The sequence below is a fragment of the Steroidobacter cummioxidans genome, from assembly GCF_003104955.1.
This window is the reverse complement of sequence record NZ_LSRW01000040.1, coordinates 44854-56958: the sequence shown is the minus strand read 5'-3', so window position 1 is coordinate 56958 and position 12105 is coordinate 44854. Positions and strand designations below refer to the sequence as shown.

The window sequence follows — 12105 nt, the reverse complement described above, 5'->3', positions numbered from 1 at the left end:
CATTCGTGGCTGCGCGCAACCGACCCAAAGCTCGTAAGAAAGCTACGCGAAAAACCTCGAAGCGCAGCACGGTGGCCAAGCCGCAGGGCGATGCAGCTCGAATCATTGCGGCCATCAAGAAAATTCCCAAAGGCAAGGTCTGCACCTACGGCAACGTTGCCGATGTCGCGGGGCTGCCCAGGCGCGCGAGGCTGGTGGGAACGGTGCTGCGCCAGACGCCTGGGTCGCGCGGCTTGCCCTGGTTTCGGGTGATCAATGCCAGCGGCCGTATTTCCTTCCCGGTCGGCAGCGACGGCTACGCCCGCCAGCGCAAGCACCTGGAGAACGAGGGCATCGATTTTGTCGGTGGTCGGGTGAATCTGGAGCGCTATGGCTGGCCGCCCCGAGAAAAGCTGCTGGACGAGCTGCTGTGGGGGCCGGGGTAAAAATTTTCACCCGCCTCAACCCGATCCGACGCTGGCCACCGTTCATATCCCCGTGACGCAAGCCGCGTCGGAGTGGGGAGCCTGTCATGAATCGGGTCGTCAGTCGGGGATCCTTGTTGATTGTTGCTGCCGTGCTGGCCGCCTGCGCCGCCAAGCGCGACGAAAAGGAGGTCGACACTCGCCTGATAGAAGAGGCGGTGGTGGGCGCCACTCGCGCTGACGCCGCGAATTCCGCGCAGCCGCAACGGCTGCCACCTCCGCCCGTCGCCGCGCCGGCGGCCGATCAGCTTGGTCGCGCCAGAGCTGAAATGAAAATGGTGTCGGCGCCATTTGCGCCACCGGCGCAAATGGCGATGCCGAATCCGGCAGATACCGAGCGCTATCAGCATCAGCAGGACAATGGCATTCAGGTCGCCGCCGAGCAGCCTGTGTCGACGTTCTCCATCGATGTCGACACAGGCGCATACGCGAACGTGCGTCGTTTCCTCAACGATGGGCGCTTGCCGCCGCAGGATGCCGTCCGCGTCGAAGAGCTGATCAATTATTTCGACTACGAATACGCCCCTCCAAACAATCGCGACACGCCGTTCCGTGTGTCGACTGAACTGGCTGCGGCACCTTGGAATTCACAAGCGTTGCTGATGCGTATCGGTATCAAAGGATTTGCAATCGAGGCGCAGCAACGGCCCGCCGCGAACCTGGTGTTTCTGATCGATGTGTCGGGATCGATGGATTCGCCCGATAAATTGCCGCTGTTGAAAAATGCGTTCCGCCTGCTGACCGATCAGCTGACGGGCCGCGATCGTGTGTCGATGGTGGTGTACGCCGGCAGTTCGGGCGTCGTGCTCGAGTCCACGCCCGGCAATGCGAAGCATCAAATTCAAGAGGCGCTCGCGCGCCTGTCGGCGGGCGGCTCGACCAATGGGGCCTCGGGCATTCAGCTTGCCTACAAACTGGCGCACGACACGTTCGTCAAAGGGGGCATCAATCGCGTCGTGCTCGCGACCGACGGCGACTTCAACGTCGGCACGGTGAACTTCGAAGCGCTGGTAGATATCGTCGAGCGCGAGCGTGCCACGGGGGTTGAGCTCACGACGCTGGGTTTCGGCACGGGGAACTACAACGAGCAGCTCATGGAGCGCCTCGCCGATGCCGGCAATGGCAACTATGCATACATCGATACCCTGTCCGAGGCGCGCAAAGTGCTGGTTTCACAGCTCAGCTCGACGCTGTACACGATCGCCGGGGATGTGAAGATTCAGGTCGAGTTCAATCCGTCCGAAGTGCTCGAGTATCGTCTCATTGGCTACGAGAACCGCATGCTGGCGCGTGAGGACTTCAACAACGACAAGGTCGATGCGGGCGAAATCGGCGCAGGTCATCGCGTCACGGCTTTGTATGAAGTCGTGCCGGTGGGCGCGAAGGGACGGATCGATTCCCTGCGGTACGGTGCCAAGCCGCCGGCCGCTGCTGGCAAAGGCGAACTTGCGAACCTGCGACTGCGCTACAAGAAGCCGGGGTCCGATTCCAGTCAGTTGCTGGAATATCCCATCCGCAAGGACGCCGTCGTGGCGACGGACAAGGTGTCTACGGACTTCCGCTTCGCTGCCAGCGTCGCGGCGTTTGGTCAGCTGCTGCGGGGTGGAAAATACATGGGTGATTTCAGCTATGGCGATGTCACCAAGCTGGCGACTGGCGCGCTGGGTGCGGATGCGGAGGGTTATCGAAAGGAATTCGTGTCATTGGTGGCGTTGGCCAAGAGCCTGACGCCGTCGCCAGAGGTGGGTAAGGTCAGTCGGATTTCAGAATGAGGGATTGCTGATATTCTAGCTGCATGGATCTTTCTTCCACTCCTGGCTCGCAGCCCCTGCCGACTGCGGCGGGCGAGAGCGCGACGGTGTCGACCATTGGCTCGGCGCCGGACGACGCGACGCTCATGCTTCGCTATCGCAAGGGCGACGTGCGCGCGTTCGAGATGCTTTACGAGCGGCACAAGGGGGCGCTGTATCGTTATCTGCAGCGCCTGTGTCGCAGCCCGGAGGTGGCCAATGATTTGTTTCAGGAGGTGTGGAGCAAGGTGATCGCCAGCCGCGAGCGCTACGAGGTGCGAGCCAAGTTCACGACGTTCCTGTTTCATATCGCGCACAACTGTGCGATCGATCATTTCCGGCGCGCCGGACGGCCGCAGGAAAAAGGTGCACAGGACGTCGATGCGCTGGCGGACGAGTTGTCGGGGCCGGGTCATGAAAGTCCCGATGCTGCGGTGTCCGAGGCGCAGCTGCGCGCGGATTTCAAGCGCGCGTTGGATGAATTGCCAGCGGAACAGCGCGATGTATTTTTGCTGTACGAAGAAACGGGGCTTGGCCTGGAGGATATCGGCCGCATCACCGGTGTTGCCATGGAAACGGCGAAGAGCCGCTTGCGTTATGCCTTGGGCAAGCTGCGTGGGGCGCTGCGCCAGCATCAATCTCCGTCTCTGCAGTCGAGCGTGTCATGACTGAACCCACCGACAAGCGGTTGCCAGACGAGCAACAGCTGGATGAATACCTGAAGGGGGATTCCAGCGTGTCACGTCAGTATCGTCAGCTGCCCGGCGAGGGGGTGCCTGCGTCGCTCGATCGTCTGGTGCTGCGTCAGGCCGAGGATGCGGTGAAACGTCCGTCGCGGCCGGCGTGGATGCGGTGGACGGCGCCGCTGGCGGTGGCGGCGTCGGCAGTGCTCGTTGTTTCAATCGTGCTCGAGACGGGCATGAAAGATGAAACCCTGGTCACTGCGCCAGCGGCGCAACTGCCGATGGAGACGAGGATGAGCGAGGAGTCGGCCGCCGTTCCGCCGCCAGCGCAAGTCGCTGCTCCTCCGCCGGCGGCAGCTCCCGTCGCTCCCGCTTTTGCGCCGGAGAACAGGAAGCTTGCCAGGCCGCCGGTCGCCAAAGAGGCGGGTGACACTGTGCTACAGGAGCAAGTCGCCAAAGCTGCCGCGCAAAGAGATAACAATGCGCAGATTTCCGATGCGCAGCTGGCAAACGCGGAACGACAAAAAGCGGAACTGGAAGCAACCGCGCGTGCACGAGAGCTGTCGGCCACTCAGCGCGTTGCGCGGGGCGAAGAGAACGAAGTGGCTGGCCCGCGTGACACTGTCGAGACGCCTGAGCCCAAGGCAGTGTTGAGCTACTCACGCCCCATCAGCGCGATCCCCGGCAGCACGGCGACGATCCAGCGCAACTACGCAGATCCGGAGGCGTGGCTGGAAGATATTCGGCAGCTCAGAAAAGATCACAAGCAAGAGGAGGCCGATCGCGAATGGCGCCGCTTCCTCGCGACCTTTCCGGACTATGAGGTGGCGGAGACGGACGCCGCCCGCGAGGCGAAGAAGTAGCGGACGGCGGGGGCTCTACCGCGCGGCTGCCGCGATGCGCGGTAAATAAATTTGCAGCGTCGTTCCGCGACCGACCTCGCTATCGATCTTCACTCGGCCACCGGCACGAGCCACGATCTGATCGACAATCACCAGGCCGAGCCCGGTACCGCGCGCGCCCTTGGTCGTGAAGAACGGTTTGAACGCATTCAGCCGTGTCAGCTCATCCATGCCGACGCCGGTGTCGCGCACATAGATAGCGACGTATGTCGCACGTTCGTCATCTTCATCGCCGATGATGGCGTCCTGGTAATCGATATCCAGATCTCCGCCCGACGGCATGGCATCGCGTGCGTTGATCACCAGGTTCAGCATCATTCGCTCGAATTGCGATGGGTCCATGAACACGCGGCTCACGGGGCCCGAACCGCGCACGCGCAGTCGAATACCCGAGCCGAGCAGTACGCGAAACATATGTGAGCTCTTGGACAACACCGCGCCGACGTCGAGAACGCGCGGCGATACCGGGTCGTCCTTGCCGAAGTTCATGATCTCCTGCGTGAGATTCTGGCCGCGCTGGAGAGCTTCGATCACACGCTGCGCATAGTGATCCGCCTGGGGTGCAAGATTGGGAACGCGGCGGATCAATTCGGTGAAGCCGAGCGCGATGCTCACGATGCCGCGAAAGTCATGCGCCACGCCGGCGGCCATGCGTCCGAGCGCCTCCATGCGATGCAGTTCCATCAAGTGCCGTTGGTAACTTTCCAATGCGGTTTCGGCATGACGATGCTCATATTCGCCGTAAAGGCGTGCAATCGTGTCCGCGACCGCCGCAGCGAAATCGCTTTCTCCTTCGCTCCACTTGCGCGGTGCGCCGATGTGCTCGTGACAAACGACACCGGTTACTTTGCCGCCTACGTAAATGGGGGCGTCCAATAGCGACGTGATCCCCAGCGGCTCGAGATAGGACTCGCGCAGTTCGCTCGTCGTCAGTGCACCCAGTGCGTCATCGGCTGCGATGGTGCGCTGTTGCTCGAGCGCTTGGAAATATGCGGGAAAATCCTGCGCGCGCAGCACCGCGCCCTGAAAGACTTGCTGGCTGGAGAACTGCAGCAGATAGCGACAGCGCAGGGCGCGATTCTCGTCGGCGAGAATCCATACGCCGACGCGCTCGACGTTCAGGGCGCGTGCCGCGATCTGCGCCAGCTGCAACCATAAGTCGCGCAGCCGCGACGCCGGGCTGGCGTGCAGCCTGGCCAGTTGCATGCGTTCGGCTTCGAAAGAAGCTGGGCTGCCGCTGCCTTCTCCCTGTTGAGTTTCTGCACCCATCTGCCTGCAATCCGATGGAAGGCTGACCGACTGTACCCCCGACCGGGCCGGACAGCCAATACGTTCAGCGGGTCATGCGGTAGAATCCCGGCCGGTTACCGAGAGCGCCCGGAACGGAGCAATGGAAAAGACGATCGAGAAGTTGTTGTTTGCCAGCCGCTGGATTCTGGCGCCCGTGTATCTGGGCATGTCGCTGGCACTGGTCGCGCTCGGCATCAAGTTTTTCATGGAGCTGTACCATCTGCTCACGGGCATCGTGGCGATGGCCGAGTCCGAGATGGTGCTCATGCTGCTGGCGCTGGTCGACATGGTGCTGGTCGCCAGCCTGATCATCATGGTGATGTTCTCGGGTTACGAGAACTTCGTATCGCAGCTGGATGTGGAAGAGGGCGCCGAAAAGTTGAGCTGGCTCGGCAAGCTCGACGCCAATTCCCTCAAGCTGAAAGTGGCATCGTCCATTGTCGCCATCTCATCGATTCATTTGTTGCGTGCCTTCATGGAGACACCGACGCTTGCCGAGAGAGGCAACACGTTGATGTGGTACGTCATCATCCATCTGACGTTCGTAGTGTCAGCCGTGATGATGGGCGTGCTCGATCGCATTACCGCCAAATCCCATGGCAGTCACGATCACGAGGGCGAGACCTGATCTCGCCCTCGGGCTGAAGACGCAGGACCGGCCTCAGGCGGCCGTGTGCTGCTCCGGCTGCTGACCTTCCGGATAGAACTGCATCGACGCTGAGTTCAGGCAATAACGCTGATGGGTCGGCGGCGGGCCGTCCGGGAACACATGCCCGAGGTGGCCGTCGCAGCGGCGGCAGCGGATCTCGGTGCGGATCATGCCGTGGCTGATATCGCGCAGCTCGGTGATGTGCTCGGGATCGAACGGCTGGTAGAAGCTCGGCCAGCCGGTGCCGGACTCGAACTTGGCATTGGCCTGGAACAGCGGCAGCCCGCACAGCCGGCACGCATACAGCCCCGACTGCTTGTTGTTCAGCAACGTGCCGCAGAACGGCCGCTCGGTGCCGTGATCCAGAATGATGTGGCGCTCTTCCGGGGTCAGCGAGGCGGCGAGCCGTTCGCGCTCGGCCTTGCCCAGCGGGCGCAGGTCATAGCCGCTGGCGGAGGTGGCGGCCGGTTCGTTGAGCTTTTGCATGGCGGAGTCCTCGGGTAGCGGTCTGCCAGAATTGGCGGCGGTGGGGGCCAAGTCAAGAGCGGTAGCCCGCCCTCCTGGGGGACCCGTGTAATAGGTGGAACGCACTGCCCGGCGTGCGGGTTTATGCCGACTGCATCCCTTATCATTGCCGCCATGAGTACCGATCCATTCACCGTCGGCGTCACCTCGGTGCCGATCCCGAACAGCTATTGGGTGCGCCCAGGGCAGCTGCTCGCCGGTGAGTATCCGGGCTCGATGTCGCGCGCCGAGGCGACCGAACGCGTACAGAAGCTGCTGCACGGGGGCGTCAACAGCTTCCTCGACTTGACCGAGGAGGGCGAAATGCCCGCCTACGATCCGTTGCTGGCCGAGCTCAGTGAGCAGCACATCCGTTATCGACGCCTGCCGGTGCTCGATCATGGCTTGCCCGAGTCGCCCGCCGACATGGTGCGGATTCTGGATTACCTCGACGGGGAGCTGGCTGCCGGCCGTTGCGTTTATGTCCACTGCCGGGCCGGCATCGGTCGCACTGGCACCACGGTAGGCTGCCATCTGGTCCGCAGTGGCTTGGGCAGCGAGGACGCGCTCGATCGACTGCAGGATCTGTGGCAACAGAGCGGCCGGTCGCGCCGCTGGCCGAGCATTCCCGAGACCGACGAACAAATCGAATTCGTGCGTCGCTGGCGGGAGTCGGCGGTGCCGGGCAGCGCGGTCGATGTGCAGGCACGTTACGAAGCCAGCATCGTCGGTCTGGCGCTTGGCGACGCGCTGGGCAGCATGGTTGCGAACAGCAATTTCGACGCCGCCACGCTGGTCGCTGGCGGCGGCCTGAGCACCCTCAGCACCGGCGCGAGCACGGCCATGACTCGCGCGTTGGCCGAGAGTCTCCTGGCCTGCGGCATCAACGATTCGGACGACCAGATGCGGCGCTATCTCGCCTGGAGTCAGAGCGTCGGCAATATCGGCGTGCCGCAGGATGTGCGGCGGGCGCTGGCCGGTTGGCAATGGTCGAGAAAGAAGCTGGCGGGCTCGCATGATCCGGCCAATCTGGATCCGCACTCTCTGCCGCGCACGCTGGTAGTTGCGATGTTTCTTCGCGGGGATGCTCAAGCGGCGATCGAGGCTGCGGTCGAAGCGTCGCGCACGACACAGCAGTCGCCAGTCGTGCTCGATCTGTGCCGCGTCTGGGCCGCGCTGTTCGTCGATGCGTTCGCGGGCGTCGAAAAACAAACATTGCTGAGCTTCGGCGGGCCGGCAATGCAGCTGGTCCGTCAGCGCCAGCTCAAGGCGCCAGTCAAACAGTTGCTCGAAGGGCGTGGCGCAAAGCCCTGCGCCGATGCGAGTGATGCACTCTCAGTAACATGCGTGGCATTGGACGGCTTTGCCACTGCCAAGACACTGCATGATGCGTTGATCCGCGTGCTTACTTCGTCGCGAGCGGCGCCGTCGGCGGCCGCGCTGTGTGGTGCCCTTTGCGGTGCCTATCAGGGTAGCGACGCCATCTCCCCTGAACTGCAGCGGCAGTTGCCCGAAGAAGCTGTGTTGCGCTCCCTGGCTCGCCATTTGATGCATTGAGCGATGGCGACTCGGAACAAGCGAGCTGCGGTCCGTCGTCGAGTGCGTCCTCGCGAACCGGCCTGGACGCGCCTGAGCGATGAGGAGTTGTTACAGCAGCGCTTCTGTGATTTGCGCCTGACGCTGCGGCACACGGTCATCGATGGCCACATTCGCGAGATCCGGCGCGATCTCAAACGCCGCGGCATCCTGTTCGCGCCGCACGTGTGGCTGTCCGAAGAATGGTTCTCTCCCGATGGCGTGCCCGGCATCGCCGTCGCGTTCTATATGGCGCATCCGCGGCTGATGCGCCTGGAACGCAAGATGATGGACGAGGTGGAGGGCGGCAATTCCAACTGGCTGACCCGCATCATGCGCCACGAGTTCGCGCATGCGCTCGACAACGCCTATCGCATCCGCCGTCGCAAAGAATGGCGCGAGACCTTCGGCGATCCGGATCGGCCCTATCCAAACGTTTACCGGCCGCGGCCGGCGAGTCGTGATTTCGTACTACATCTGGGCCACTGGTACGCGCAGAGCCATCCAACCGAGGACTGGGCCGAGACTTTCGCGGTGTGGATGCAGCCCAAGGCGCGCTGGCGGCGTGACTATCAGGGCTTGCCAGCGCTCGCGAAGCTGGAATACGTGGACCGGCTGATGGGCGAGCTGTCCGGTACGTTGCCGCACGTGATGAATCGCAAGCTGATCGAGCCTATCAGCAAGAACAAGACGACGCTCGCCGAGCACTATCGCGCCAAACGCGCCCGTTATGCGTTCGATACGCCCGATGCCTATGACTTGCGGCTCAAGCGCGTCTTCGGCAAACATCACAAGGGGCGCCGGCGCATACGAGCGAGCACGTTCGTGCGTCAGAGTCGGCCGGAATTGGAACGTTGGTTGATGCGGCGCTCGCGGTTGTACCCTTATCTCGTGCATCATGTGCTGAGGACGGTGATTGCACGCTGCCGAGAGCTGGATCTGGTGGTTGATACTTCCAAGCGCGAGGCCAAGCGCGCGTTGCTGGGCGTACTGGAGCGAATCTTGATCGACATCCTGCGGCGCGACCGCGAACGCTACACCCTATGAAGCCAAGTCGGGTCCTGGTACTGATGCATGAGAGTCTCGTGCCGCCGGCGAGCCTCAAGGGCCTCAGTGACAAGGAAATCGACGAATTCAGGACGGAATACGATGTGAAGGCGGCGCTGGAGAAGGCCGGTCATGAGGTGAAGGCGCTCGGTCTGGGCGACAACCTCTCCGAGCTGCGCACCACCATCACCGATTGGAAGCCCGACGTGGCGTTCAATCTGCTCGAGGAATTCCAGGGCATCGTCACATACGACCAGTACGTGGTTGCGTTCCTGGAACTGATGAAGCTGCCGTACACGGGCTGCAATCCCCGCGGCATGATGATCTCGCGCGACAAGGCGCTCTCCAAACAGATTCTTTCCTATCACCGCATTCCCACCCCGGGCTTCGCAGTCATCAAGAAAGGGCAGCGTTACCGGCTGCCGCGCAAGCTGAAATTTCCGTTGTTCGTGAAGTCGGTGACCGAGGACGCGTCGCTCGGCATCTCACAAGCGTCGGTGGTGGCGGATGCGGACAAGTTGAAAGAGCGCATCGAGTTCATCCACGAGCAGACCAGCTCGGACGCGTTGATCGAGGAATACATCGAAGGCCGCGAGCTGTACGTCGGGGTGCTCGGCAACGACCGGCTGCGGACCTTCCCGGTCTGGGAAATGGATTTCGGCACGCTGCCGGATGTGATGGCCGGCATCGCGACCCGCAAGGTGAAATGGGATCGCCGCTACCAGAAAAAACATGGCATCCGCACCGGCGCCGCGCAGAACCTCCCCGAGGGCTGTGCCGCTTATCTGGATAAGTTATCCAAGCGTATCTTCCGGTCGCTGTATCTCAGCGGTTATGCGCGCATGGACTTTCGGATGCGCCCGGACGGCAGCGTGTTCGTGCTCGAAGCCAACTGCAATCCGAACATCAGCCGCCAGGAAGACTTCGCCGATTCGGCGCTCGCCGCCGGCATCGAGTATCCGGCATTGCTGGAACAGATCATCCGCGTGGGCAACAACTATCAAGCGGCCTGGCGCGCCGACGAAGAATAGTTGCCCAAATGAAAAGGCCCGCGTTGCCGCGGGCCTCCTGAAGATCTCAGCAGAGTCGTTTTACTCGGTGCTCTTGCCGGTCCACTGATTCAGCCACTGCTCCACCTCGTGGTGCCAGCGGATGCTGTTGTTCGGCTTGAGCACCCAATGGTTCTCGTCCGGGAATATCAGCAGGCGGCTGGGAATGCCCTTGCGCTGCAGGGCCGTGAAGGTCGAGAGCCCTTGCGCATACGGGATGCGATAGTCACGCACACCGTGGATGACGAGCATGGGCTTGTCCCAGTTCGCGACATGATTCACCGGGTTGAACTTCTCGACGTTCTCCGGCACTTCCCAGGCAATCCCGCCTTGCTCCCATTCCGTGAACCACAGCTCCTCGGTGGAGTAGGACATGCCGCGGGAGTCGAAGACGCCGTCGTGATTCACCAGGCATTTGAACGGCTCAGACCAGTTGCCGGCGATCCAGTTGACCATGTAACCGCCGTACGACGCGCCCAGCGCGCAGGTGCGTGCGCCATCCAGCCACGGATAGTTCTGGAGCGCAGCGGCCAGACCCTTCTGCAAATCTTCCAGCGGCTTGCCGCCCCAGTCCTGACTGATCGAATCGGTGAACGCCTGGCCGTAGCCGGTCGAGCCGTGGAAATCGATGAACACCGACGCGTAGCCCGCGCCCGCATAGGTCTGCGGATTCCAGCGATAGCTCCAGGAATTGGAGAACGAGCCCTGCGGGCCGCCGTGGATGATGAAGGCGACCGGATATTTCGTGCCCGGTTTGAAGTCGGCGGGCTTCATCACGTAGCCATACACCGTCGCGCCGTCGGCGCCGGCGAACGTGAACTGCTCGGGCTCGCCGAATCTGATTTCCGCCAGCGCCGCCTCGTTCATGCGAGGCAGGGTGCGCAGATCGCTGCCTTTGATGGTCAGCGCCTGCAGCTCGGCCGGAGACTTCAGCGATGAGGTTGCCATCACGATCTCTTTGTCGCCGACGCTGAAGGCTTCGACCCGGCCCGGGCCGGTCAGCATGGTCGGCTTGCCGCTCTTCACGTCGACCGACCACAGCGGATGCTGGCCGAAATGATCGGTGGTCACATACAACGTGCGGCCGTCTTTGGCGAACGCCAGGGCATCCACCGAGCGATCCCAGTCCTGGGTGAGAGCGCGCCGCTTACCGCTCTTCATATCCATGACCATGATGTGGAAACGATCCGCCTCGAAGCCGGGTCGGGTCATCGCGCGCCATGCGAGCTGGCTGCCATCGCGCGAGAACACCGGCTGCGTGTCCCAGGCAGGATTGTCTTCAGTCAGGTTGCGCAGGCCGTTGCCATCGGCGCCGACTTCATACAAATCGAAGTTGGTCGACCAGGGCTCGGACTTGCCTTTGATGCGCGTCGCGAACACCAGCCTGGAGCCGTCCGGCGAGAACGTATATTCGCTGGCGTCACCGAACGGCTTGGACGGCACGTCGGCGTCGAGCGATTTGCTCACCGACACCGGCTCGGAGGCAACGCCATTGCTCAACTGCAGGACGAACAATTGCGAGATGCGGCCGTCGGCCCAGGTATCCCAATGGCGCACGAAGATGCGCTCGTAAGCCTCGCCGCTGTCCTTCGGGTGCTTGGCCTGCTCGAGCCGGTCGACCGTGCACGACAGCTGATCGCAGTCGGGGAACACTTCCAGGGTCACGGCGAGACGGCCGGCATTGCTGGCCAGGCGAAACGTGCCGACATCCAGCGGCAGGCTCGTGACCTGCATTGCTTCGCCGCCGCTTGCGGGCAGGCGCCATACCTGACTGGAGCCGCTGCGCGAGGACAGGAAATAAATCTCGCGGCCGTCGGCGGTCCATTCGGGCGAGCTGTCGTTTTCCGGATCGGTGGTGAGCCGGCGCGGCTGTGCACCTTTGGTTGCCAGATCGAGCGACCACAGATCGGTGCGGCCGCGATTCGCCGCCAGGTCGGTTTCACGCACCGTGTAAACCACCGTGCGGCCATCGGGCGAGAGCACCGGGTCGGACACGCGCTGCATGTTGACCAGGTCTTCGACGTTGAAAGGATGTGGAGCTGCAATCGCGCCGAGCGGCATCGACAAACAAGCAGACAACACACAGGCGGCAGGGGCCAGCGACTGACGCATCAAGGGACTCCGGTCCGTCAGAAAGGGCGGCAGTATAATT

11 protein-coding genes are annotated in these 12105 nt (G+C 62.6%); 8 read left to right on the top strand and 3 right to left on the bottom strand.

The window, feature by feature from the left end:
• The first annotated feature begins 5 nt into the window (after nt 1-5).
• The 4 genes from D0550_RS19370 (at nt 6) to D0550_RS19355 (ending at nt 3800) form a co-directional block, all read left to right on the top strand.
• Nucleotides 6-425 carry an MGMT family protein gene (locus tag D0550_RS19370; RefSeq protein ID WP_241520850.1) on the top strand — a complete coding sequence of 140 codons (420 nt, stop codon included), beginning with the start codon at nt 6-8 and terminating at the stop codon, nt 423-425.
• An 86-nt stretch (nt 426-511) separates the two neighbouring features.
• The gene (locus D0550_RS19365; RefSeq protein ID WP_116810838.1) at nt 512-2236 is read left to right on the top strand and encodes a vWA domain-containing protein; all 1725 of its coding nucleotides are present in this window, start codon (nt 512-514) and stop codon (nt 2234-2236) included.
• 23 nt (nt 2237-2259) lie between these two features.
• Nucleotides 2260-2922 carry an RNA polymerase sigma factor gene (locus D0550_RS19360; protein WP_206606406.1) on the top strand — a complete coding sequence of 221 codons (663 nt, stop codon included), beginning with the start codon at nt 2260-2262 and terminating at the stop codon, nt 2920-2922.
• A complete protein-coding gene (locus D0550_RS19355) occupies nt 2919-3800 on the top strand; it encodes a hypothetical protein (RefSeq protein ID WP_116810837.1) in 882 nt (293 codons plus the stop codon). The genes D0550_RS19360 and D0550_RS19355 overlap by 4 nt, the downstream gene beginning before the upstream one ends.
• A gap of 15 nt (nt 3801-3815) precedes the next feature.
• Here the strand turns inward: D0550_RS19355 and D0550_RS19350 are convergent, their stop codons facing one another.
• Nucleotides 3816-5108 (bottom strand): sensor histidine kinase, encoded by a 1293-nt coding sequence (locus D0550_RS19350; RefSeq protein ID WP_116810836.1) that lies wholly within the window; start codon nt 5106-5108, stop codon nt 3816-3818.
• Between the two features lie 121 nt (nt 5109-5229).
• Between D0550_RS19350 and D0550_RS19345 the strand changes: the two genes are divergently transcribed.
• Nucleotides 5230-5757, top strand: a complete 528-nt coding sequence (locus D0550_RS19345) for a TIGR00645 family protein (RefSeq protein WP_116810835.1) — start codon at nt 5230-5232, stop codon at nt 5755-5757.
• Nucleotides 5758-5790: 33 nt separating this feature from the next.
• Here D0550_RS19345 and msrB read toward each other — a convergent pair whose 3' ends face one another.
• Nucleotides 5791-6264, bottom strand: coding sequence for a peptide-methionine (R)-S-oxide reductase MsrB (gene msrB, locus D0550_RS19340; protein WP_116810834.1), 474 nt, complete (start codon nt 6262-6264; stop codon nt 5791-5793).
• Nucleotides 6265-6417: 153 nt separating this feature from the next.
• Here msrB and D0550_RS19335 point away from each other — a divergent pair, with 153 nt between their 5' ends.
• From D0550_RS19335 to D0550_RS19325, 3 genes are read left to right on the top strand one after another with little or no spacing between them, the layout of a single operon-like run.
• Nucleotides 6418-7839, top strand: coding sequence for an ADP-ribosylglycohydrolase family protein (locus D0550_RS19335; protein ID WP_161965931.1), 1422 nt, complete (start codon nt 6418-6420; stop codon nt 7837-7839).
• Between the two features lie 3 nt (nt 7840-7842).
• On the top strand, nt 7843-8904 hold the full coding sequence (locus D0550_RS19330) for a putative zinc-binding metallopeptidase (protein ID WP_116810832.1): 1062 nt from the start codon (nt 7843-7845) through the stop codon (nt 8902-8904).
• Nucleotides 8901-9935, top strand: coding sequence for a D-alanine--D-alanine ligase family protein (locus D0550_RS19325; protein WP_116810831.1), 1035 nt, complete (start codon nt 8901-8903; stop codon nt 9933-9935). The genes D0550_RS19330 and D0550_RS19325 overlap by 4 nt, the downstream gene beginning before the upstream one ends.
• Before the next feature lie 60 nt (nt 9936-9995).
• Here the strand turns inward: D0550_RS19325 and D0550_RS19320 are convergent, their stop codons facing one another.
• Entirely contained in the window at nt 9996-12065 is a 2070-nt protein-coding gene (locus D0550_RS19320; RefSeq protein ID WP_206606405.1) for a S9 family peptidase, read from the bottom strand.
• Nucleotides 12066-12105: the final 40 nt, after the last annotated feature.